The 23,123-nt window shown below is 67.0% G+C and carries 24 protein-coding genes; 12 read left to right on the forward strand and 12 right to left on the reverse strand.

What is annotated here, in order from left to right:
• Positions 1-111 precede the first annotated feature (111 nt).
• Positions 112-1,200 (reverse strand): NAD(P)H-dependent amine dehydrogenase family protein, encoded by a 1,089-nt coding sequence (locus tag ACWF82_RS28680; protein ID WP_452506161.1) that lies wholly within the window; start codon positions 1,198-1,200, stop codon positions 112-114.
• Between the two features lie 83 nt (positions 1,201-1,283).
• Here ACWF82_RS28680 and ACWF82_RS28685 point away from each other — a divergent pair, with 83 nt between their 5' ends.
• The 3 genes from ACWF82_RS28685 to ACWF82_RS28695 are packed head-to-tail and all read left to right on the forward strand — an operon-like array spanning position 1,284 to position 3,782.
• Positions 1,284-2,024 (forward strand): glucose 1-dehydrogenase, encoded by a 741-nt coding sequence (locus ACWF82_RS28685; RefSeq protein WP_452506163.1) that lies wholly within the window; start codon positions 1,284-1,286, stop codon positions 2,022-2,024.
• Positions 2,025-2,046: 22 nt separating this feature from the next.
• Positions 2,047-3,132 carry an S-(hydroxymethyl)mycothiol dehydrogenase gene (locus ACWF82_RS28690; protein WP_452506165.1) on the forward strand — a complete coding sequence of 362 codons (1,086 nt, stop codon included), beginning with the start codon at positions 2,047-2,049 and terminating at the stop codon, positions 3,130-3,132.
• The gene (locus tag ACWF82_RS28695; RefSeq protein ID WP_452506167.1) at positions 3,129-3,782 is read left to right on the forward strand and encodes an MBL fold metallo-hydrolase; all 654 of its coding nucleotides are present in this window, start codon (positions 3,129-3,131) and stop codon (positions 3,780-3,782) included. The genes ACWF82_RS28690 and ACWF82_RS28695 overlap by 4 nt, the downstream gene beginning before the upstream one ends.
• Positions 3,783-3,825: 43 nt before the next feature.
• On the opposite strand, the gene ACWF82_RS28700 is transcribed toward ACWF82_RS28695, so the two are convergent.
• Entirely contained in the window at positions 3,826-4,410 is a 585-nt protein-coding gene (locus ACWF82_RS28700; RefSeq protein WP_355280378.1) for a TetR/AcrR family transcriptional regulator, read from the reverse strand.
• A gap of 81 nt (positions 4,411-4,491) precedes the next feature.
• Positions 4,492-5,322 (reverse strand): SDR family oxidoreductase, encoded by an 831-nt coding sequence (locus ACWF82_RS28705; protein WP_452506270.1) that lies wholly within the window; start codon positions 5,320-5,322, stop codon positions 4,492-4,494.
• A gap of 106 nt (positions 5,323-5,428) precedes the next feature.
• On the opposite strand from ACWF82_RS28705, the gene ACWF82_RS28710 reads away from it, so the two are divergent.
• Complete coding sequence (locus ACWF82_RS28710; protein WP_452506170.1) at positions 5,429-5,983, forward strand: TetR/AcrR family transcriptional regulator; 555 nt, start codon at positions 5,429-5,431, stop codon at positions 5,981-5,983.
• A 120-nt stretch (positions 5,984-6,103) separates the two neighbouring features.
• Here the strand turns inward: ACWF82_RS28710 and ACWF82_RS28715 are convergent, their stop codons facing one another.
• From ACWF82_RS28715 to ACWF82_RS28755, 9 genes are all read right to left on the reverse strand, one after another.
• Positions 6,104-7,726 (reverse strand): acyl-CoA synthetase, encoded by a 1,623-nt coding sequence (locus tag ACWF82_RS28715; protein WP_452506172.1) that lies wholly within the window; start codon positions 7,724-7,726, stop codon positions 6,104-6,106.
• Between the two features lie 26 nt (positions 7,727-7,752).
• Positions 7,753-9,015 (reverse strand): hypothetical protein, encoded by a 1,263-nt coding sequence (locus ACWF82_RS28720; protein ID WP_452506174.1) that lies wholly within the window; start codon positions 9,013-9,015, stop codon positions 7,753-7,755.
• Positions 9,009-9,560 (reverse strand): nuclear transport factor 2 family protein, encoded by a 552-nt coding sequence (locus tag ACWF82_RS28725; RefSeq protein ID WP_452506176.1) that lies wholly within the window; start codon positions 9,558-9,560, stop codon positions 9,009-9,011. The genes ACWF82_RS28720 and ACWF82_RS28725 overlap by 7 nt, the downstream gene beginning before the upstream one ends.
• A gap of 31 nt (positions 9,561-9,591) precedes the next feature.
• A complete protein-coding gene (locus tag ACWF82_RS28730) occupies positions 9,592-9,795 on the reverse strand; it encodes a ferredoxin (protein ID WP_355280367.1) in 204 nt (67 codons plus the stop codon).
• Positions 9,792-10,589, reverse strand: a complete 798-nt coding sequence (locus ACWF82_RS28735) for an SDR family oxidoreductase (protein ID WP_452506178.1) — start codon at positions 10,587-10,589, stop codon at positions 9,792-9,794. The genes ACWF82_RS28730 and ACWF82_RS28735 overlap by 4 nt, the downstream gene beginning before the upstream one ends.
• The gene (locus ACWF82_RS28740; protein WP_452506180.1) at positions 10,589-11,794 is read right to left on the reverse strand and encodes a cytochrome P450; all 1,206 of its coding nucleotides are present in this window, start codon (positions 11,792-11,794) and stop codon (positions 10,589-10,591) included. Before ACWF82_RS28740 ends, ACWF82_RS28735 begins: the two co-directional genes overlap by 1 nt.
• A gap of 146 nt (positions 11,795-11,940) precedes the next feature.
• Positions 11,941-13,608: a 4Fe-4S binding protein gene (locus ACWF82_RS28745; RefSeq protein ID WP_452506182.1), complete on the reverse strand. Its 1,668-nt coding sequence runs from the start codon at positions 13,606-13,608 to the stop codon at positions 11,941-11,943.
• 76 nt (positions 13,609-13,684) lie between these two features.
• The gene (locus tag ACWF82_RS28750) at positions 13,685-15,352 is read right to left on the reverse strand and encodes an acyl-CoA synthetase (RefSeq protein ID WP_452506184.1); all 1,668 of its coding nucleotides are present in this window, start codon (positions 15,350-15,352) and stop codon (positions 13,685-13,687) included.
• A 64-nt stretch (positions 15,353-15,416) separates the two neighbouring features.
• The gene (locus ACWF82_RS28755; protein WP_452506186.1) at positions 15,417-16,307 is read right to left on the reverse strand and encodes an SDR family NAD(P)-dependent oxidoreductase; all 891 of its coding nucleotides are present in this window, start codon (positions 16,305-16,307) and stop codon (positions 15,417-15,419) included.
• Positions 16,308-17,333: 1,026 nt separating this feature from the next.
• On the opposite strand from ACWF82_RS28755, the gene ACWF82_RS28760 reads away from it, so the two are divergent.
• The 8 genes from ACWF82_RS28760 to ACWF82_RS28795 all read left to right on the forward strand — a co-directional run bounded on the left by ACWF82_RS28760 (position 17,334) and on the right by ACWF82_RS28795 (position 23,122).
• Entirely contained in the window at positions 17,334-17,819 is a 486-nt protein-coding gene (locus tag ACWF82_RS28760) for a hypothetical protein (RefSeq protein ID WP_452506188.1), read from the forward strand.
• 137 nt (positions 17,820-17,956) lie between these two features.
• Positions 17,957-18,106, forward strand: coding sequence for a hypothetical protein (locus ACWF82_RS28765; protein ID WP_452506190.1), 150 nt, complete (start codon positions 17,957-17,959; stop codon positions 18,104-18,106).
• Positions 18,103-18,663, forward strand: coding sequence for a hypothetical protein (locus ACWF82_RS28770; protein WP_452506191.1), 561 nt, complete (start codon positions 18,103-18,105; stop codon positions 18,661-18,663). The genes ACWF82_RS28765 and ACWF82_RS28770 overlap by 4 nt, the downstream gene beginning before the upstream one ends.
• A complete protein-coding gene (locus tag ACWF82_RS28775; protein WP_452506193.1) occupies positions 18,660-19,295 on the forward strand; it encodes a hypothetical protein in 636 nt (211 codons plus the stop codon). Before ACWF82_RS28770 ends, ACWF82_RS28775 begins: the two co-directional genes overlap by 4 nt.
• The gene (locus ACWF82_RS28780) at positions 19,292-19,771 is read left to right on the forward strand and encodes a hypothetical protein (protein WP_452506195.1); all 480 of its coding nucleotides are present in this window, start codon (positions 19,292-19,294) and stop codon (positions 19,769-19,771) included. The genes ACWF82_RS28775 and ACWF82_RS28780 overlap by 4 nt, the downstream gene beginning before the upstream one ends.
• Positions 19,772-20,611: 840 nt before the next feature.
• Positions 20,612-20,749 carry a hypothetical protein gene (locus ACWF82_RS28785; RefSeq protein WP_452506197.1) on the forward strand — a complete coding sequence of 46 codons (138 nt, stop codon included), beginning with the start codon at positions 20,612-20,614 and terminating at the stop codon, positions 20,747-20,749.
• A gap of 483 nt (positions 20,750-21,232) precedes the next feature.
• A complete protein-coding gene (locus tag ACWF82_RS28790) occupies positions 21,233-21,787 on the forward strand; it encodes a hypothetical protein (protein WP_452506199.1) in 555 nt (184 codons plus the stop codon).
• A gap of 15 nt (positions 21,788-21,802) precedes the next feature.
• On the forward strand, positions 21,803-23,122 hold the full coding sequence (locus tag ACWF82_RS28795; protein ID WP_452506201.1) for a radical SAM protein: 1,320 nt from the start codon (positions 21,803-21,805) through the stop codon (positions 23,120-23,122).
• Position 23,123: the final 1 nt, after the last annotated feature.

Consider the following 23,123-nt stretch of genomic DNA (forward strand, 5'->3'; position numbering starts at 1 on the left):
ACGCGGGCCACGCGACTCGACCGCGCCGCCCCCCCCGCCCGCCCCGGGGGGCCCACCCCCCCGCGGGGGGCCGCGCGGCGCCCCGGCGGCGGGCCCCGCCCGGCGGTGCCGTCAGACCCGGACCGCGGCCTCGACGAACCGTCCGGGACGAGTGACCAGCGGAAGATCCAGCGTCGTCCGGATACCGGACGGCGCGGCCACGACGGTGGCGATCGCGTTCACGATGCGGCCCGCGGCGGCGACGATCGCGGCGTGGTTGTGGTCCCCGTTGCGGCTGGTCGGACAGATGTCGACGTGATACGAAGGCTCACCGACGATCTCGACGCGATAGGAGCCCCCCTCCTGCGCGGGTCGCGGCCAGTCCGGGCACAGGTCCTCGCGCAGCCTGGTGATGTGTTCGACGACGATCACCGGCCGGTCCGCGACCATGCCGCGGACCTGGAAGCGCAGCGCGGCCAGACCCCCTTCGGGAATATGCCCGGCCGCGATATCGAATCCGGTCGGCGCCGCGACCCGTTCGTAGTCCTCGGTGATCGCGTCCAGGGTGAGACCGAGCCCCGCGGCGAGTTGCTGGATCGCGGGCCCCCAGGCGAGGCTGAGAATGCCCGGCTGCAGCAACATCGGAACCTCGTCGAGCGGCAGCCCGAAGCCCATCACGTCGAACATCACGGTCGCGCCGTCGTAGGTGGCGTAGTCGGCGATCTCGAGGCAGCGCACCTGCTCGACGGTCTGGCAGGTTCCGGTCAGCGCCAGCGGGAGCAGATCGTTGGCGAATCCCGGATCCACGCCGGTAATGAACAGGCTCGAATCACCCTGCTCAGCAGCGTCTTCCACCTTCGCGACGAGCTTGGGTGGGAGCGCGTTCCAGGGATACTGCAGCATTCCCGGCGCCGAACCGACGACATTCACCCCGGCGGCGAGCAGGCGCCGGCAGTCCTCGATCGCCTCCTTCAAACGCGTATCACCCATGGCGCAGTAGACGACGCACTCCGGATCGGTGGCCAGCAGGTCGTCGAGGTCACCGACCGCGGCGATGCCGGTGGCGACCTCGAGTCCCGCGAGGTCACCCGCATCGCGGCCGAGTTTCTCCGGTGACGACACACAGACCCCGGTCAATGTGTAGTCAGGGCTCTCGATCAGACCGGCCAGCGCCAACCGGCCGACGTTTCCGGTGCCAACATGGGCGACACGGATAGGCATCCGTCCTCCTAAAACACTCGTCCACTCTATATTCCAGACACTAGTCTGGATTTCATTCCAGCTTGCATGTTAGCCTCTCCCGCATGGGACGTGTAGACGGAAAAGTTGCCATCATCAGCGGCGGCGCACGCGGGATGGGCGCAGAACACGCGCGCGCGCTGGTCGCCGAGGGCGCCAAGGTCGTCATCGGCGATGTACTCGACGACGAGGGCCGGGCGCTGGCCGAATCACTCGGTGACGCAGCGCTGTACGCGCACCTCGACGTCGCCGACCTGGAACAGTGGGAGGCCGCGGTCACACAGGCGGTGACCAGGTTCGGCACGCTGAATGTGCTGGTCAACAATGCGGGCATCGTCAACGGCGGGCCGATTCAGAAGTTCGATATGGCCAAGTGGCAGCGGATCATCGATGTCAATCTCACCGGGACATTTCTCGGTATCCGCGCCTCGGTCGACGCGATGATCGCCGCGGGTGGCGGCTCGATCATCAACGTCTCCTCGATCGAGGGGCTGCGCGGCGCGCCCTGGGCACACGGCTACGTGGCGTCCAAATGGGCGGTGCGGGGATTGTCGAAATCCGCCGCGCTGGAACTGGCCCCCCACAACATCCGGGTGAACTCGCTGCACCCCGGCCTCATTCGCACGCCCATGACCGAGCGCATCCCGAACGACCTGCTCAACATCCCGCTCGGGCGGCCCGCCCAATCCAGCGAAGTGTCGCCGTTCGTGGTGTTCCTGGCCAGCGACGAATCGTCCTACTCGACCGGGTCGGAATTCATCGTCGACGGCGGCCTGGTGACCGCGGTGGCCCACAACGGTTCGTAACCACCCAGAAGGAGCAGCGACAATGACCGAAACGGTCCGGGGCATCATCGCCCGCCAGCCCGGCGCCGCCGTCGAAATGGTCCAGATAAACCTCCCCGATCCCGGCCCGCACGACGTCGTGGTCCGGGCGCTGGCCTGCGGCGTGTGCCATACCGACCTCACCTACCGCGAGGGCGGAATCAACGACGAGTTCCCGTTCCTGCTCGGCCATGAGGCCGCCGGCGTCGTCGACCGGGTCGGCGCCGAGGTCACCCATGTCGCGGTCGGCGATTTCGTCGTCCTGAACTGGCGTGCGGTATGCGGCGCCTGCCGCGCGTGCCGGCGCGGGCGTCCGTGGTATTGCTTCGACACTGCCAACGCCGAGCGTCGGATGACCCTCGAAGACGGCACGGAGCTCACGCCCGCGCTCGGTGTCGGGGCGTTCGCCGACAAGACTCTCGTCCACGAAAAGCAGTGCACGATAGTCGATTCCGCTACCGACCCGGCGGTGGCGGGCCTGCTCGGGTGCGGCGTGATGGCCGGCCTCGGCGCGGCGCTCAACACCGGTGCGGTCGGCCGGGGCGACACCGTGGCGGTGATCGGATGCGGCGGCGTCGGCGCGGCAGCGGTCGCCGGTGCGAAACTCGCCGGTGCTACCACCATCATCGCCGTCGATCGTGACGAGACGAAACTGTCGGCCGCCGCCGAACTCGGCGCGACGCACTCCGTCGACGCCACCGCGCACGATGTGGTCGAGCGCATCAAGGACTACACCGGCGGTTTCGGTGCCGATGTCGTGATCGATGCGGTGGGCCGACCGGAGACCTGGCGGCAGGCCTTCTACGCGCGCGACCTGGCGGGGACGGTCGTCCTGGTCGGGGTACCGACCCCGGACATGCGCCTGGACATGCCGCTGCTCGACCTGTTCTCCCATGGTGGCGCACTGAAATCGTCCTGGTACGGCGACTGCCTACCCGAACGCGACTTCCCTGTCCTGATCGAGTTGTACCGCCAGGGGCGGCTGCCGCTGGACCTGTTCGTCACCGAACGGATCGGGCTCGACGAGGTGGAGAAGGCCTTCGCCACGATGAAGTCCGGCCGGGTCCTGCGCTCGGTGGTCACCTGGTGACCCCCGATTCCACCGCCGCGCCGTCCACCGAGCACATCCGGCAGGTGATCACCTCGGGAACCTTCGAACTCGACGGTGGCAGCTGGGCGGTCGACAACAACGTGTGGGTGGTCGGGGACGCCACCGAGGTTGTCGTCATCGACGCGGCCCATGACGCCGAGGCGATTCGCGAGGCGATCGCCGGGCGAGCGGTCCGCGCGATCGTCTGCACGCACGCGCACAATGATCACATCGGTGTCGCGCCCGCTCTTGCCCGGTCGGTCGACGCCCCCGTCCTGGTGCACCCCGGTGACGACATGCTCTGGCGCGCGGTCCATCCGACCGCGCGATACCAGCCGATCGAGGACGGCCTGCGAATCACCGTGGCCGGCACCGAATTACACATCCTCCACACGCCAGGCCACTCCCCCGGGTCGATCTGCGTGTGGGCGCCGGAGCTATCGGCCCTGTTCAGTGGCGATACGCTCTTCGCGGGCGGCCCGGGCGCGACCGGGCGCTCCTTCTCGGATTTCCCAACCATCATCGGCTCGATTCGAGACCGCCTGTTCAGTCTGCCACCCGAAACGACCGTACTGACCGGTCATGGTTTGAGTACCCGGGTTGGCACCGCGGCCCCCTGTCTCGACGAGTGGATCGACCGAGGCTGGTAACACGCCAGAGACGGCGGTGACTCGCGATCGACCGGATCGCGAGTCACCCCAGCAGGCGACGAGCGCACCGCTCCAAACGATCGGCCGCCGCGGCGTAGGTCAGATGTCCCATCCCTGCCTGCAGCATCGCGCCGTAGTACACCAATTCGAGGTCCTCGAGGTCCTCGACGAGCTCGGGGTTGTCCGATCCCAGCGCCTCGACCAGGCGCTCGTGCAGGGCCATGCCGATCCGGACCCGCAGATGCGCGACATCGGGGTCCTCGCCGAGCAGGGCTTGGCTCATCGCGGCCGCCAGGGCTGGCTCGTCGGCGACCAGCGTGGATACCTGCCGCAGCACCGCGATGGCGCGGGTCGCGGGATCGGCGTCGGGGAGGTCCTCTGGTTCTGTGGCGGTGAACCGCCGCCAGTACACCTCGGCGATGATGTGATCCTTGGACGAGAAATAGGTGTAGGCCGTGGCCGTACCGACCCCGGCCTCGGCCGCGATCAATCGGATGGTGGTGGCCGCGTAGCCTTCCCGAGCCAACACGACGACAGCGGCGCTGGTCAGCCGGGCAACCGTCTCGGCTTGTTTTCCGGTCAGACGGCGCCGGGTGGCTTCCATGGGGTTCGACGCAGGAGCAGACATATGTCCGAATACTACACCGACATCTGTCCAGAATGGTAAAGGCGCCCCGCCTGTCGCCGGACCGACGGGACGGTGGCACAGTCAGCGATGGAGACGCTCGTTGTAGCCGCGACGTGCGGACTGGTCGACATCGTCGAGGAAGATGTGGTCGATCCCGAGCCGCCGGACCATGAACTCACCGATCGGCCGCGGCGTCACCTTGTCCATCGCGGCCAGCCAACCGGCTCGGCGCGTCACCGTGACCCGTCGGCGCGGTCGTGCGACCAGGCCCGCGACCGCCCTGGCGACGTCCTCGGGTTCGGCCAGCAGCCCGAACGGCGCGCGCGTCCCGGCGATCATCTCGGTCCGGGTGAAGGTCGGCAGGACCACCGAGAAGTGCACACCACGGCCACGGTGCTCCCGGCGCGTCGCTTCGGTGAAACTCAGCACCGCCTGCTTGCTGGCACAGTAGGTCGCCATCCCCGGAGTCGGGTTCTCCCCCGCCAGCGAGGAGATGTTCACGATGTGCCCGCGCCCACGCGAGAGCATCTGCGGCAGTGCCAGTTTCGTGCCGGCGATGACGCCGTAGACGTTGATGTCGAGTATCCGGCGGGTGATGTCGTCGGATTCTTCGACGAAGGGCCCGACGGGCATGACCCCGGCATTGTTGATCAGGACATCGAGGGGGCCGACCGCCTTCTCCGCACTTCCGAGGAAATGCTCGAACGAGGCCGGGTCGGTGACATCGAGCGCGAAGGCTCCCGCGAGGCCGAGAGCTGCCGCGGTGTCGACCGCAGTGTCGAGATCGATGTCGCCGATGACCACCGAGCACCCGCGCGTCGCCAGCTCCGCGGCGATGGCCCGCCCGATTCCGCGCGCGCCTCCCGTGATGGCGATCGTGCGCGCCGCGGTCCCGCCGATGCCCTGTTGCATCCTCATCAAGTTTGCGCACCTCCTGGGGGATATGACTGTTGTCTCAGCCGCTGCCCATTGCCTTGCAGTGGTGTCCAGAATAGCATCTAGACTTGTGTCCGAAACAGTGTCTTCCACCGCTGAATATGACCGACGGATTCCCGGCGACAGGGCCGAGACCTGCGCGCGAATCCTGGATGCCACGATTCGTGTCCTGTCCCGCAACGGCTTCGGCGGTCTCAGTCTTCGTGCTGTCGCCGACGACGCCGGAATCACGACAGGCATCGTGAGGGCCTATTTCGGCTCGCGCGATCGACTCGCGGCCGAGACGATATGGCGCACCCTGTCATTGCCCACGCACAGCCACCCACGGGCCGGACTCACCGTCGCACCCGGTCTCGACCCCGACGACACCTCCACGCCGCTCACGATCTCCCGCATGGCGGATTCGGCCGCCGATCTCGGCGACGACCCCAGGATCACCGCGTTGCGGGATCGGCTGAGTGCCCGTGTTCGCCGCCGTGCCATGGCCGCCCTCGGACCCGATGCCGATGCCGAATCCGTCGACCTGCTCGAGCGGGTATACACCGATGCGCTCATCGACGCGGGCACGGGATACAGCTCGCGGATACTCGAGCTGAACGCTGCGCAAGCTCCGGAACAGCCGGTCACCGGCCGTTGAGCCGAGCTACCGGTTCGCGCCGAAGAGGCCGGTCGCGAACCGGGAACAGCAGGCCGACAACAGTTGTCACACGCCCGGACGACAGAGCGCCGCACGGGCGTGCGTCAACGCGCGCAGGGTTCAGGGGCGAGCCGACGTCGCGGCCCGGTAGTCGGGATCGCGGTCGGTCGCGTAGTTCTCGGCCCAGCGATAATCAGGTTTGCCACTGGGCGAACGAGTGACCGACTGTGCGATCCACAGTGTCCGCGGCACCTTGTAGCCGGCGAGATGGGTGCGCACGTGGGCGATGATCGAGGCGAAGTCGGGTTCGGCCCCAGCCGACAGTGACATCACCGCCGCGACTTGCTGTCCCCATCTTTCGTGCGTGATGCCGACGACCACCGCGTCGAACACCGCCGGGTGCGCTTTCAGCACGCTCTCGACCTCTTCCACGAAGACTTTCTCGCCGCCGGTGTTGATCACCATATTGCCGCGCCCGATGAGCGTGATGGAGCCGTCGTCCTCCACGCGGGCACGATCGTCGGTGACCACCATCCGGGCGCCGTCGACGGTCTTGAACAGCTTCCGGGACTTCTCGTCGTCCTTGTAATAGCCCAGCGGCACCGCGCCTGTCTTCGCCAGCCAGCCTTGTTCCCCCACCGCGACCGGGCGGCCGTCCTCGTCGACGACCACGGCACCGCGACCGGTCTGCACCCGTGGACCTCGCCCCGGATCGTCGTGCTTGGTCGCGAAGCCGATGCCACCGAACCCGGTCTCCGACGATCCGATGGAATCGGTGACCACGGCGAACGGGAACTGTTCGAGCAGTTGGTTCTTCACCGGCTGGGACAACAGTGCCGCGCCCGAGGCGACGGCCACGAGGGAGCTCGCGTCCGGCAGCGCGATCCGGTACGCGTCGAGCAGCGGGCGGGCCATCGCGTCACCGGTGAGCACCATGATCGCGGGCCGTTCCCGCTGCACAGTCCGCCAGATGGCGGCCGGGTCGAATCTCGATTCGTAGACGATGGTGTTGCCGCTCCACAGCGCGGCGAAGGTGGGCATCATCCCCGCCGCGTGAATCAGCGGCGGCAGGATCAGCCACCGGGTCGGCTCGGCTTGCGCGCCGGCGCGCGACTGCGCGAACTCGTCCGCCACCGGTTCCCCGGTGTAGAAGTCGATGCCGCCGCCGAGGACCCGCCACATGTCCTCCTGGCGCCACATGACGCCTTTGGGCAGGCCGGTGGTGCCGCCGGTGTACATCACGAACAGGTCGTCGGCGTCGCGGGCCGCCTGTGGCCGCACCGTCGATGCGGCGAGTACGGACTCGTAGCGCGCCGCGCCGGTGTCGAGGTGATCGCTGCCCAGATCGTCGTCGACGACTATCGCGTGACGAACCCGCGGCACCTGCCGCAGCGCCTGCTCGACCGGCTCGGCATAGCTGCGGTGGAAGACCAGGGTATGGATATCGGCGTTGTCGTAGAGGTAGCGCAATTCTTCGGCGCGGTAGCGGTAGTTGATGTTGATCGGCACCGCCCGCACCTTGAAGCAGGCGATGATCGTTTCCATGGTCTCGATGCTGTTGTGCATCTGGAATCCGACATGGACTCCGGGGCCGACGCCGATCGAGATCAAATGGTGGGCAAGGCGATTGGCCCGGGCGTCGAGTTCATCGAAGGTGATGCGCCGATCGCCGTGGATCAGCGCGGTGCGCCCGGGCATCGCGTCTACCGCGTGCTCGAACAGGTCAGCGAAGGTGCACGCCATAGGAATTCATTCTCTCGGTGGTGCTGTCAGACCACGGTAAGCGGAAGTGGAATGCCACGGTCGGCGAATTGGAAGGTCGCACCGGTGCTGAACCGGGTGATGGCGACATCGCCCGACTCGGCGAACGGCTTCTCCGCCAAGAGGAATCCGACCGCGAGTTCATCGTCGGTGTCGTCGATGACGTGGACCGTGAAACGCGGGTTCACCCCGCGCGCCATCGCCTCCAACGGTGCCAGGTGCGTGGCGTCGATCAGCGCGGGCCAGACCTTGTCGGTCACGGCCCCGCTGCGCTTCGGGATTCGCACGCGCACCCCGATGTCGGCGTGATCGACACGGACGCCGGTGTAGCACAGCGGGTTCCAGGCCGGATGCCGCCGCAGCACCTGGGCAAGGGCGGCATCGTCGTCACCGAGACCCAGCGCCAGGCGCAGCCGCTCGGCGGTCAGGCCCGCGATGCCGGCGAACTGCCTGCGCCCGATGTCGGCGGCCGCCGCGTCCTCGGCCCTGGCACCGACCGCGATGAGGAATCCGAGGGTCAGCAGGTGGTGCTGCAGGCACACCTCGTCGGCCATCCGGATCAGCGCCGAGCGCGAGAAGTCGCCGAACCGCAGATCGCTGAGCAGCGGGCCCGCGTAGTCGCCGAGTCCGGGGTCGAGTGGATCGATCGGATCCAGCACCACCTGGGCGGCGTGCGATCGCGCGACGGTCTCGAAGTTGGCCGGAACCGGTGGCGGGACATGCGAGTCGTCGATGACAACCGTCCACGCGCAGACCGGATGACGGTCGGCGGGCACCCGTGGCGGCCGATGGATCGGCCGCACCTGGGCGTGCGGGTTGGTGGCCAGAGCGGTGGCGTCGAAGGTGGGGTCCTCGATGTCGTGGCACATCGAGCGCACGTAGGACTCACCCATGGGTTCCACGTCCGCGAGCGCGCCGCAGTGATCGAGCCAGAACTCGCCGTGCCGGTGGTCGTGCACGCGGTAGCGGAAGTCCATGAACTGCGGTGGCGCCCCGATATCGAGTTGCAGCCCTTTGAAGATCGTCTCCACTCCGTCGCCGGTGAAGCCGAGCGCGCGCTGCATCCGCCGGGTGTAGACGGGACTGGCCACCTGCCATTCTTCGATGGCCACCTCGGCCATGCCCTCGCGGCCGAAAGCCGCGATACTGTGTGCCATCCCCGAGCGGTCGATCAGGTGCCCGCTCAGCAGCAGTTCGGGCACCAGGATCGCCAGTTCGGTCCGGCTCAGGTCCGCGAAGCCGCTGCGCGCGCGGTCCGGTTCGCTCACCACAGCGGCACCGGAGCTTCGCCGATCTTGTACCAGCCCGGCAGCGGATCACCGGAGACGGCCCTGGTGATGCGCTTGTTCATGCCCGGCGACAGCGCGTCGGCCGACATCATCTCCAGGAACAGCGAGCTCACATTGCCGAAGTCGAAGAAGTCCCGCTGCCAGGACCACTGGAAATTGCCCCCGTAGCGGAACCAGCTGCCGCCGATCCCCGCCGGGGAGTAGTGGCTGCCGTCGGGACGTGTGGTGTCGGCGATCTGCTTCCAGAAACCGATCACCGTGCCGCTGCGGTCGTCGACGACCATCTCCTGATACGGGTAGGTCCAGCCCTCGAGGCCGTCCATCTCCACACCGATGGCGATGTCGCGGATCTCGTCACGGCCGACCGCCATGAATTCCTGTGTCGGACCGTAGTTCCAGCCGTAGGTGGCGTCCTCGGTGTAATACTCCGCCAGCGGACGCCAGTCGCCCTCGGCCTCGCAGTCCTTGTTGGCTTGCAGCCACCGGGTCACCATCTCGTCGAGCTCGGCGCGATCGAAAACAGCCATGTTCTCAGTCCTTTCGGGTTATGTCGGGCAGTCAGTTGTCGTCGCCGTCGATGATCGACAGCGCGCGAGTGGGGCAGTAGCGCGCGGCGTCCATGACCGCGGCACGGGCTTCCGGCGCGGGATCGGTGTCGAGGATCTCGACCTTGCCGCGACGGGGAACGGTGAAGACCTCGGGTGCCTCGGCCGCGCAGACCGCGTGGCCCTGGCACAGATCCAGGTCGACGACGATTTTCACGCGAGGCTCCCGTCAGTCCTCGGCCGCACTCGCGCCTCGGGTTGCACCTCGGTCAGCCGGATATGCGCGCCGCGCGGCGCCGACACCACGGCCAGGACGGCCGCGGCCAGATTGGACGCGCGCAGCATCTCGGAATGCCGGGCGAATCCCCAGGTCACCCAGTCCTGCAGGACCGGCCCGATGATCTCGGCGGTGGTTTCAGTGCCCATCGACGTCTTGGTCGGGCCGGGCCGCACCACCGAGGCGCGAACGCCGGTGCCCTCCAGCTCCATCCACAGCTGCTGGGCCATCGCTTCCAGGCCGGCCTTCGCGGCGGGGTAGGCGCCCGAACGCGGGCGCGGCGACGGCGCGGTGTCGGAGCTGATGATGACGAAATCGCCACGTTCGCGCTCGATCATGCCCGGGAGCACCCGGTGGGCCAGCCGCTGCGGGCCGACCAGGTGGACATCGACCTGACGCAGGAACTGTTCGGGGGTCAATTCGTGGACCTGGCCGAAGACCAGGTTCCCGGCCCCGGACACCAGGATCTCGGTCGGCCCGAACTCGGCTTCCGCGGCGGTGACAAAGCCGTCGACGGAGTCGGTGTCGGTGACATCGAGGCGACAGGCCAGCGCCTGCCCGCCGTCGGCGCGGATCTTGGCCGCCAGCGTCTCGCATTCGTCGAGCCGACGCGCACCGAGTACGACGGGATGACCGGCCTCGGCCAGCGCCTGTGCGGTGGCCGCGCCGATGCCGGATGATGCTCCCGCGACGAGCGCCGGACGGGAGTCGGGTTGGGGGGCGAAGCGGGGCATCAGTGGACCTCCGTAGTGATGGGAAGCGTGGCGAAGCCACGCACGTTCGTCGAATGCACCCGCACGATCCCGGCGTCGTGGAGGGTGTAATCACCGACCCGGGACGCGAACTCGCGCAGCGCGATGGTGGTCTCCAGCCGCGCCAGATGGGCGCCGAGGCAGAAGTGCACGCCGGCGCCGAAACTGGCCAGCGCGCCCTTCTCCGGCCGGTCGATGCGGAAGATGTCGCCGTCGGGAAAGACCGCGGAGTCCCGGTTGGCGGACCCCATCAGCAGCAGCACTTTCGCGCCCGCCGGGATCGTCCGGCCGTGCATCTCGATGTCGGTGGTGGCGCTGCGGGCGACGATTTGACTGGAGGTGTCGAACCGCAGCGTTTCCTCGACCCAGTCCGGTATCAGGTCAGGGGAGGCGACCACCTTGGCGTACTCGCCCGGGGTGCGCGCGGCCCAGTACAGCGCGTTGCCCAGCAGTTTGGTGGTGGTCTCGTTGCCCGCGACCACCATCAGGAACATGAACCCGATGATCTCCTCGTCGGTGAGCCGGTCACCGTCGATCTCGGCGTCGAGCAGGGCCGAGGTGAGGTCGTCGGTCGGCAGCTGCCTGCGGCGGGCGACCATCTCGCTGTAGTACACGATGAGTTCGAGCGCGGACTCGATGGCCGCGGCGGGCATATCGAGTACCCCGTCGTCGCGGTGGACCACCAGATCGGCCAGCCGCCGCACCTCGGCACGGTCGGCGACCGGGACACCGAGTAATTCGGAGATGACGTCCATGGGCAGTTTGCCCGCGAAGTCCTCGATCCAGTCGAAGGATCCCTTGGCCAGCGCCGGTTCGAGGTGCTCGAGGGTCAGCTCGTGGATTCGGCTGTCCATCTCGGCGACCCGGCGCGGCGTGAAGCCCTTGAACACCAGCTTGCGCATCCGCATGTGCCGCGGATCGTCCATGGCCAGAAACGACATCGTCTTGTGCGCGTGCGGTCCCCAGGCAGCCGGGTCGAGGGAGACCCCGTTGGCGCTGGACAGGCGAACGTGGTCACGGAATCCGGCGATCACATCGGCGTGGCGCGACAGGGCCCAGAAGTCCAGATCCGCGTTGTGGTAGAGCGGGTTCTGCGTGCGCAGGCGCTCGTAGGTCGGATATGGATCGTCATGAAACGCGTAGTCGTACGGATCGAACGTGAACGGCTCCACTGCGGCCGACGGCATCACGTGTACCTCGAATTCAATAGCGGGCGTGTCCGGTCCCCGGTCAGCCGACCGGGCCGGAGGGACAATCGACTGGACATGTGTCTGGACACTCTCATCGACGAGACACCGGAACAATGCTCATCGCGAAATACGCCGCGACACAGTCACATTCCGCGAAGCGCGAGGTCTACGATCTCCCCGGCGCGCACGAACTTGACCCGGGGCCGCCCCGCCAGAGCGCCATTGGCCCGTTCGGCGGCATCGACCGTCATCCAGCCGCCACGGTCGATGCGCTGCGGGCAGCGCTGGGTGAGCAGTTCCTCGAACGCCTCGCGGTCTCGATCGGGCTCCGTCAGACTGCCTGCGAGGAAGTCCTCGATCAGCCCGGTCACGGTCTCCTCGGCGTCACCCCGGTTCGTGCCGATCACACCGCGCGCGCCCCGCTTGATCCAGCCGGCGGTGTAGACGCCGGGTACGACCACGTCCGCCGCATCGATCACCCGGCCATGTCGGTGCGGAATCACGCCCGCGGCGGAGTCGAACGGGACATCGGGCATCGGATTGCCTCGATAGCCGACCGCCCGCAGGATCAACGAGGTTGGTACGACTTCCGTTCGGTCGGTGGCTACCGCTGTCGCGCCGCCGGCCGAGGCGCGCAACTCGTTGTGGACGATCCGCACCGCGTCCACCGCATCAGCGCCGCTCACCTCGGCCGGGGAGACGAGGAACCGGAAGACGATGCGCTTGCGATCACCGGTATCCGCCCGTCGCGCGTATTCCTCGGCCAGGGCCAGCTTGAGCCGCAGCGCCGGATCGGTCGAGGGATCCGCGAGCGCCTCGGCCACGTCGTCATCGATGTCGGCGGGATCGATCACCACGTCGACATCGAGCTCACCCAGGGCCAGGAACTCGGGCCCGGTGAACGCGGCGTGCCGCAGACCCCGGCGGCCGAGGAGAACGACTTCACGAATATTGCTGTGCCGCAGTGCTTCCAGCGCGTTGTCGGCGATGTCCGTGCGACCCAGCGTCGCCGGATCGGCGGTGAGGACGCGGGCGATATCGAGCGCTACGTTGCCGTTGCCGACGATGACGGCGCGTTCGCCCGAGAGATCGAAGCGCCGGTCGGCGAAGTCGGGATGTCCGTTGTACCAGGCCACGAACTCGGTCGCCGAGTAGCTGCCCGCGAGATCCTCACCGGGGATGCCCAGCCGGCGATCACCGGAGGCCCCGACGGCATAGATGACGGCGTGGAAGTGCGCGAGCAACTCGTCGTGGGTGACGTCTCGACCGATGTCGACATTGAGGTGCATCCGCACCGCGTCCCGTTTGAAGGCGGCGTTGAACATGTCGGTCACACCGCGGGTTTCGGGATGGTCGGGGGCTACGCCGTAGCGGGCAAGCCCCCACGGCGCGGGCAGCCGGTCGAACATGTCGATCTCGACCCGGCCACGTCCCAAAAGCTGCTCGGCCGCGTAGCAGGCCGCCGGGCCCGTGCCGACGACGGCCACGCGCAGCGTCGCCGATTCCCGTGGCACGCGGATCGGGTTCGGCACCGGCGCGATGGCGGTGTCGAGTGGATTGCGCTCGAAATAGGCGGCATTGATGTCGGCGTAGCGCTCCAGGGCTGGTGGCAGTTCGTCGGCACCGAAAATGGCGTCGACGGGGCACGCCTCCACGCACGCACCGCAGTCGATGCAGGTTTCGGGGTCGATGTGCAGTATCTCGGCGGTGGCGAACGCCGGCTCGTCCGGCCGGGGCCGAATGCAGTCGACGGGGCACTCCACCACACAGCTGGCGTCGTTGCAGCAACGTTGGGTGATCACGAAGGCCATGGGTGTCCTCACTTCGGACTAGAGTTCATGCAATATCGGCGCGGCATTCCAGCCACAATGTCGGCGGTACCTCCGTTCAGCCCATGGCCATGCCCGTGCGCACCGCGAAGTCCTGCGCCCACCGGTAATCCGCTTTCCCGGTAGGCGAACGCACGATTTCCGAACATCGGAGAATCGCCTTCGGAAGCTTGTAGCGGGCAATGTGTTTCGCACCTTCGGCGAGCAATTCCGCGTCGGTGACGGTGTCGTTCATCAGTTCCACGATCGCCACGACTTCGCTCCCCCATCGACTCGACGTCCGTCCGACCACCACCACATCCGCTACGCCAGGATGCGCCGCGATGGCCCGCTCGACTTCTTCGACGAAGATCTTCTCGCCGCCGGAATTGACGGTCAGGTTGTCGCGGCCGAGCAGTTCGATCTGGCCACCGTCGCGGAGATTCGCGCGATCTCCGGCAATCGCCCAGCGCTGTCCGTCGATAATCGGAAACGTCCGTGCCGTCTTCGCTTCGTCGTCGAGATATCCGAGCGGAATACGGCCCCGCCGAGCCAGCCAGCCGTGCGACCCGGGCTCGGTGAGCACCCGGCTCATCTCTTCGTCGACAATCGCGGTGTCCGAGCTCTGGGGCGCGAAGTTTCCGCCTGCTTGCGGGTCGGCGGAACCGTAGACCTGTGTCATCTGAATCCCGGATTCCGAGGAACCCACGGAGTCGATCACCATCACCTCGCGGCCCAGTGCGGTCATCAGCCGTTGACGAACAGTCGGGGTGAGTGGCGCCCCGGCGTTGTGCACCGCGGCGAGCGTGCCCAGGTCGTAGTGACCGGCTTCGAGTTCACCCGCGATCGGACGAGCCATCGCGTCACCGACGATCGGCAGCGCGATCACGCTCTCCCGCGACACCGCCCTGAGCACCGAGGCCGGGTCGAAACGGTCTGTCACCGAGGGCAAGACCAGTGTGCCCCCGTGAGTCACCGTCTGGAACAGCAACCACCCGCCTGCCCCGTGCATGAACGGCGCGGCGACAACGAGCCGGTAATACCCCTCGGTCGCCCGTGCCGATTCGACGAGCTCCGTATAGGAGCCGAGTTGCTCGCCGGTGCCGAATCGGGTGCCACCCATGGCGGCCATGTAGATGTCGTCCTGCTGCCACAGCACGCCCTTCGGCATCCCCGTCGTGCCGCCGGTATACAGCAGGTAGAGGTCCTCGCCACTGGGCGCGGGGAGCCCGTCCGGCGGCGGGGTCGCGACCGCGTCTTCGTAGGCGACGGCTCCCGGCAGCAGCTCATGGTCACTGTCGTCGGCGACTTGGACGAGCAATACCGGTCCGGGCAATTCGTCGAGAATCGACGCAACCCTGGGGGCGAATTCCGCTTGATAGACAAGCACTTTGACCTGGGCGTCGCGCAACAGGTAGACGAGCTCTTTTTCGACGTAGCGGTAGTTGACGTTGAACGGCACTGTGCGCGACCGGTAGGCACCGACGAGTATCTCCGGATATTCGGTGCAGTTGCGCAGGTAGATGCCGACATGGTCCTGGCCCGAGGCATGACCGGCCAACGACGACCGCTCGATCCGGCAACCGAACCCCCGAGCTGCGAGAAAGCCGGCGAATCCACTGCTGCGCCGGTCTGCCTCGCCATAGCTGATCCGCCGGTCGCGCCAGACTATGAATTCCCGATCAGGCACCGCCGCGGCGACAGCGGCGAAGACTTCCGACAGATTGAATTTCACCATTGAAACCATCCCGATGGTATGTAGCTTGATTCATCAATTTCACTCAGAAACCGTTGCCGGACCGGCCGGTCTACTACGTGGCATCCATATCGGTGGCGATCATTCGATGCAGGTCCTCGATCGGCCAGACCGGCGATGTCCGGTGATCGCGGTAGCCGAGGACCTGCGGAGTCTGCCGTCGATACCTTCCGACGAATCCTCCTGCGGCAACGAAGATCTCACCCGTGATGGACACCGCCGACGCACTGCTCAGATACAGATACAACGCGGCGGCGTAGTCGGCGGGTGGTGGATCCAGCGACGCGTCCATCGTCACCTGGTCGATCATCCCCCGGCGGTACAGCTCCGCCAGGTGATCCTCGTACACCGGCCCCGAGGAAAGCCGGGTCCGAGCGCCAGGACAGACGACATTCGCGCGCACCGCCCTGTCTCTCAACTCAGCCGCGATCGCCAGCGTGAGGCTGTTGACCGCGCCTTTCGCAGCGGCGTAACCGGTACCACCGAAGTCACCGAGGAACGCGAAGGACGAGGTGTTGATGATCGGGCCACGCCGCTGGGCCACCATGCGCGGGGCGGCGATGCGGCAGGTCGTGAATGTCGTCGCAAGATGAGAATCCAACTGCGCCTGCCAATCCCGCGGATCGACCGAAAGAATCGAGGAACCGGACGGTTCCGCGATCCCGGCGCAATTGACGAGCACATCCACCGCGTCGCATTCGGCAACACATGTTCCGACCAGCTTGTTCGCGACCAGCGCATCGGCCGCCGACCCGTCGACACCCCACGCCGCGCCGCCCGCAGCACGGATCTCAGCGACGGCCCGATCCACAGCCGCCCCGTCCCGCCCGTTGATCACGACTCCCGCACCGTTCATCGCCAGCAGGCGCGCCACAGCAAATCCCACCCCGCTGCTACCGCCGACAACCACCGCCCCCCGGCCGAACATGATCTGCGGTTGGCTCACCCGACACCACCCGCGATAGCCAGCCCGCACACCGCTGTGACATCCGGACAACACTCGACATCACATCGAGCACTCGCTCTCCGCCGCATCAGGCTCTCCTCACCTTGCACGTTCTCCGGATGGAGTGCATGACCGCTACGACCGGAAGCGACCCTCCAACTGAGACCTCCCAGTGTCTGGACAGATGTCTATCACACATTCTGACACTTGTACATCGAACTCTCTCACTCGGAGCACACCACCGACCATCGATGGCGATGTCGACCTGTCGGCGTCGCCGGTTGGGATGCGGCTTGCCGGGCCGAGTTGCGCCGTGCGACCCCCAGCACTGCCTCGCCCGTTGCGCACGCCGAACGTCTTACCGACATCCTCGGATCAGCCCGTCGATCGAATTCGATCATCTGCTCACCGAGTTGCGCGGCTCGCACCAGGCGGCGCCCTCGACCGACACGAAGTCAGCGACCCAGCCAACCGCCCGCGTCAGACTCTCTGCATCCGAGAATTCCGGGCCGGACACCCCAGCTACTTTCGGGCCCAACGATGCGGTTGGCGCGATATCGACAGCGGAGCAGTGCTCCCCACCGTCTGATTCACCAATGGGAGCACCAACTTCGAACCTGCGGGGAGATCTCGCAACACCGCTCCCGCGTTTTCGGCGACGACGGCGACCGAGCAGAGAACTCCAATGGTGCCCGGCCTGAATATTCAAGGACTTCTTTGTAGCCAGGTCTGCACGAATCGCGTAACGTACTGGGCGCGTTGCGCGAAGTTCGATTTACAGAAGGGCCGAGTCACTAAGCCGGGGCATGCCGTCCTAGACCCGTCGCAGCCTTCCCACAGATCCGTAGATTCACAGGAGCCCGAGATCACCCATTCCCTGATCGATTTGCGGAGGTCGTTGGCCGAGCAATTATCGCTCGCCATCACCGATTTCGGATACGGGGATGCCCCGCCCTGGATTCGACGGGGAGATGGTTCTCCTCGGCCGGCCCCATCACGAACACTTCGCGGAATATCGCTGCGCACATGATGATCCAGCGCGATGCGACCATCACAGTGTCCGGGCTTGCCGTGTTGTTCTCCCCCGCCGTCGGCGACGTAATCGGATCATTGCCGGACGACGCAAAATTATCGCCTCTACCGCCGGATATCGTAATAGACGGGCGGACCGACAGCACATTCCACGCTCGTGGAGGTGTTCTCGGTCCCGAGTTCACCGTTTCCGGCGCCAGCGATGTGAGCGCATGCGTCCAGTGGTTCTCCAACACTCTGGAAACCTCTATACGCAACTGGTTCGCGCAGCGGGATAGTTTGGAAAAACTCGTGAAGTCGCAGCAACACCGGAGCGACTCATGGTTCGAGAAGAACATCCCACCAACCCGCCCGCCTACATCTCCCCCAGCAAGCAGACGACCTCTCAGGCCTCCCACCTACATCGACGCCGGATCAGCCGAAGTCTTCCGCAACGAAGATGTCGAGTTCACCAGCCAGATCTGGGCATCAGGCGGCTGAGCCGAACTCCATGTCTGGGCCGGCGGATTCCACGGCTTCGACGCACTCAATGAGTACGGCGACCGGGGGAAACGGTCGGTGGCCACCGCTACGCTCACCGAAACCGCAGCTGAGCCAACCATTCAGGGAGAACGACCATGACCGACCCGTACCGGGACCAGCCCGCACCGGCGCCGCTGTTCAGCGCCGAACGTCGCAGTGACACCACGACGGCGCAGCCAAACCCGTTCGCCACCAACCAGTTCCCCGTCTTCCTGGCCGCCGAGCACCCCGCAGCTGCCGAGTGAGCGAGCGCGACCAGCGCCTGGCCTGCCGGACCACGGCGGTGGAGGAGAAGTACCCCGACCGGCGCGCGATCGCCCGCGAGTGCGAGCTGATCGTGCACTTCCTCGACTTCCTCCGAGTCCCGCTGAGCCAGTGGGCCGGACACGGCCGGTGGGCCACGCTGGCGCCCGCCACCCGATCCGACATCGGCGCCCACGCGCTGGCCACCATCGACACCACGCTGATCGACCTCACCGCGGTCCGCGCCCGCCTGGCCGCCACCGTTGCCTCGGCGCCCGAGCCCGCCGGTCCGGGCGCACCCCTCCCGGAGCTCGAGCACGGCGGGACGGGCTGGGCGGTGGTGCGGGCGTTCCAGCGGTTCGTCGTCCCGACGCGATTCATCTCGATCTCGCTGGACCAGTGGGCCGCCCGCACCCCCGACGACTACAGCGACGAAGCCCGCATGCTCGCCGGAGAGCGCGCACTGGGCTTCCTCGACAACGCCCTGACCCAGCTCGCACCGATCCGGGACGCCCTCGCCGCCGACCTCGCCGAGCGCCGCACCGGAGACCCCGCATGACCGCATCCACTACCCACGCCGCTGCGCTCGCGGCCACACCGGGGTACCTACCCAGCGAAGCCGAGACACTCTGCGCGACAATCGAGGCGATCGGGCGGCGCGCGGTGGGGACACTCACGGCCGCGGTCGACCAAGTCCACCACGAAGTATGCCATCGCCATCGCCCGTGGGACTTCGGCTACGCCGATCACACCCTCACCGGCGCCGACGACCCTGCCGTCTGGGATCCGCGCGCACTGATGTGGCTGCGGCACACCGGAGCATGGCTCAACCGGCGCCGCCACCCCGCCGACCCGCCCCGGCCGAACACCGGACCGAAACCATCCCGCGTCGACCTCGACGCCCGCGAACAGATCGCGACCGTGCTGCGGGCCTGGACCACACCCGAGCGCGGTGTGCCCGTCGCCGAATCGCTGGCCCGAATCGTCTCCCACTACGCCGACACCACCCACGGACCCGACAGCTGGCGACGCATCGCCGACCAGTGGCTACCGCGCGCCAGCGCCCGCCCGTCCTGGGGGCCCGGCTGCCACGACCTGCTGATGGCGCGCTCGATCTACCTGCCCCGCACCGCCACCGACGAGACCGCGCCCGACCGCACACTCCCAACCTCCGGAGATTCCATCTCATGACCGACATCGCCATCGTCCCCACCGACAAGCTGCGCGCCTGGCTCATCACCGGCGGCGACCTCGCCGAGGGCCGCCACCAGCGTGCCGCTGTCGAGCTCCTCGACTTCGTCGACCTGCTCGACCGCCGCGACGTCCGCGCCCACATCGACACCCGCCTGATCACCGACAGCGACGACCGACACCACCTCATCGCCCGGGTGAACTGGACGGCCTTGGCCGCCGCCGACCTCGGGCCGCTCGACGGAGCCCAGCGTCGGCTGCTCAACCTCGCGGTCAGCCTCGGCGGCGGCGTCCCGGTCGACCTACGCACGGTGGTCTGCGCCGAACTCGGCGAGGCTTACACCCGCGCGGTACTGGCCGCGGTCGTGCGTGCGCTCGGCCTGGCCGACGATGTGCAGATCAGCGACACCCCCGCCTACCTCGAGCGCAAACGCGACCAAGACGAACGGCTCGCCGAGTTCCTGGGCGAGACTTGATCGGCGCCGAGGGCATGGGCATCGAGGACATGGTGCCGGCATCCACCGAGCATCGGCGCGCCGCCCGCCGGGCCGACCTACTCTCCCGTGCCCGCACGGTCCGCGCCCGTGGCTGGGATCTACCGCTACACCTGGAGCGCCGGCGAAGTACTCGGCGTCGCACTGCTTCTCGACGACGACGTCCTCACCGAGTTCGGAGAAACCCCAGCGCGGTGCTCTCCCGGTGTGCTTACGACTTGTTCGGTATGAGTGCGGGCCGCGCTGTCGTCGAGGGCGGCGCCCCGGCCACGATCGCCTGGTTCGACGATACCCGCGCCCAGCTCGCCTGACCGACTACTTCCGGAGAGTCCGACTCACGACCGACCAGCCCACCGTCGCCGGAACCCCCGACGCTCCTGCCACTCTCGACGAGATCGGCGCCCAGGTGATCGTCCTGCTCACTGGGTTTGTCCGTGGCGTTGTGCGCGTTGCCGTAGTGGGGGTTTGTGCCGGACAGAGGCGGTATGGCGGCCGACGGCTGTGGCAAGGCGTTGGAGCCGATGACGGCCCGCATCGCGTCGGGACGGTGTGCTCGTGGCCCGAACCCGCTGGTCGTGTGGCCGGGCTCGACCCCGTACCTCTCTTGCATCGACGTCGCTACTCGAGTGCAGAGCAGCACGGGATAGCTTCTGCCGCTTCACTATTGAGCATGTCGAACATTTAGCCGTTCGAACCGTGACACCTGAAATTGGCTGATAGACACCGCGCACCACGCGTCGATAGCGTTGAAGTTGCTGGTAGCGAGGAGGTTCCTCGCACGCTCCAGCGGGAGAAGAAGTCCTCGACCGAGCAGGAGAGATCATGGAGAACAATCGCGAGAAGACCGTCGAGTTGAAGGAAACTCCGGCCTTCCTCAAGAGCGTTGTCGTGCCGACAGATACGCGGGTGAGCATGAAGGGCACCGGCAAGATGTGTAGCTGCTTCAGCTACGGCAACTAGGCCCGGGACGCTGCTGGCGGTGGTGTCGGGGCCACTGCCGGCAGCGCGAGTCGCCGTCCTGGTGTTGTTGTCTGTCGAAGTGGATGTGGTCCTACTCGTATGCCGTCCTCTGCCGAAACCGCCCTCCTGCTCGCCGACTTCGACGATCCCGACCTGGTCAGGTTGATCGAATCCGGTCGGTGTTCGCACTTCTTTCCACTGTCGTTGCCAGCACACCGCTACCATCTCAGCGCACAGTTGGGACACGGCTGGCGACTCTCGACCGATTCGAACGTGCTCACCTCCGACCAGATCGGTTCGGCCACCCGGATCGTCTTTCGGCGCTGGCGCAGCTCACCGCCGCGGGCCATCGCCACCGTCGACTCGCTTCCCGATCCAGGTCAGCGAAACTTCGCCGAACGGCAGTGGAATGCAACGATTCTCGGCCTTCTGCGTCAGGACTACGTGGCGAGGCCGGACCGGTGGTCACGCGACCCGCTCGCAGTGGACAACAAGGTCGCCACACTGGCGGCCATCTCGTCGCACGTGCGGGTTCCCGCGACCTGGGTCACGGAGCGCCAGCCTGTGGTGGCACGCCGGCAGGTGTGGAAGCCGATCGACGTCGACCAGTCGTGCGACGGCGGGCGGGCATCGACGATGGAGGTTACCGACGAACGTCATGGGGCGCAGCCATGCCCCGGCTTCTACCAGGACCTCATCGAATCATGCTGTGAAGTGCGGGTGGGATACGCCTTCGGCCACGTCAGTTTGGTTGCCCAGCATCCGGTCGACCCGGCCGTCGCGACGATCGACCGACGCTACGTCGATCATCGCCGCGAGCGCATCCAGGACACCGGTATCAGCGCTGACGCCGTCGCCGTTGCGACCGTGTTGGGTGTGAACGTGTTCACCGCCGATGTCCTTGTCGACCGGGACGGCATCACATGGTGGTGTGATGTGAACCCTGATGGCCTGTTCTGCGCCGCCGATACCGAGGGCGGCGATCTCCTCGCCGCCCTCGCCGCTGCCCTTGCCCCACTCACCGCCGCCAACCTCTGAAGACGCGAGCAACCCATGAGACTGAGCACCTACACCAGAATCATCGACCTGGGAAACGGGACAAGCCTGCTACTCAACCTTCCCCGCCGCGTGGCCGACATCATTCCCACCGACAGAGTCAGCGTGTTGACCGCGCCCACCGAAACTCCGGACGATCAGCAGCTGTGTCAATATGCGCTCGACGTCGGCTACCTGACCGAACTGTCCCGCGCCGATGAGCTGTCGTGGTTCGTAGATTACGTCGGCTCCCATGTGCCCTCTACCCAGGCTGCCAATATCGCGGTCGTCACCACGAACGCCTGTAACTTGGCCTGCTCGTACTGTTTTCAAGCCGACACCGGGATGCGGTCGATTCCGCAACGCTACCTCTCGCTGGATGAGGCTGCCCGCGTCATCGACGCGGTCAAGAACGTCAGTGCCCAGCGCGGCGTCCATCACCTGGAATTGTTCGGCGGCGAGCCCTTGCTGCCGCGTACCGCCGAGGTCGTGCGCTACTTGGTGACATCCGCATCCGAGCTCGGCCTTTCCACCCGCGCGACCACCAACGGCGTCTACTTGCAGCAGTTCGCCGACATTCTGGGCCCTGGCATGCTCGATGACCTCCAGATCAGTCTCGACGGCCCACCCGAGATCCACGACCGCCGCCGCGTTCCGCTGGCGGGCCAGCCGACCTTCCAGGTCATCGTCGACAACATCACCCTCGCGGTGCGCGCGGGCGCGCATGTACTGGTGCGGGTCAATCTCGACCGGCGAAATATCGCGGGTGTTCCGGCGCTGCGCGAGCTGCTCGAGGCGCGCGGACTGCTGGGCGAGCAAGGTCTCGAGCTGCAGTACATCAACGTCGCGCCAGACCCGCTGGCACCCGACCGCGGTGTTGGCGAGCACTTTCTGAGCCTGACCGAAATGACCGAAGAGCTGCGGTCGATGGGGGTTCCGGTTCCTGAATATCTGGACCCGATCGGCACGGGAACCCCGCTGGGGGAGTATCTGGGACGGCTCATGGATCAGCCGGTGTTCGACGCGTGCGGTGCACCCGCGCGCAACATCTACTTCTCACCCGAGGGGATGGTCTACAACTGCCACGAACTCGTCGGGCGCCCCGAACTCGCGGTGGGTCGGTTCTCCTCGGGGTCGGTCGTGCAGCTTCCCATCTGGGACAAGTGGCGGCAGCGGCGGGTGGACCGCCTCGAGAACTGCCGCGAATGTAGCGTCGCGCTCGCCCACGGCGGCGGCTGCGGGGCGCGACTGGACAGCGACGCCCTCGGCCGCTTCGGCGTCTGCGACGGCTTCGCCGAGCAATTCGATGCCCGCATCGTGGCACTCGCGAACCAGTAAC

Source organism: Nocardia sp. NPDC055053, from assembly GCF_053608285.1.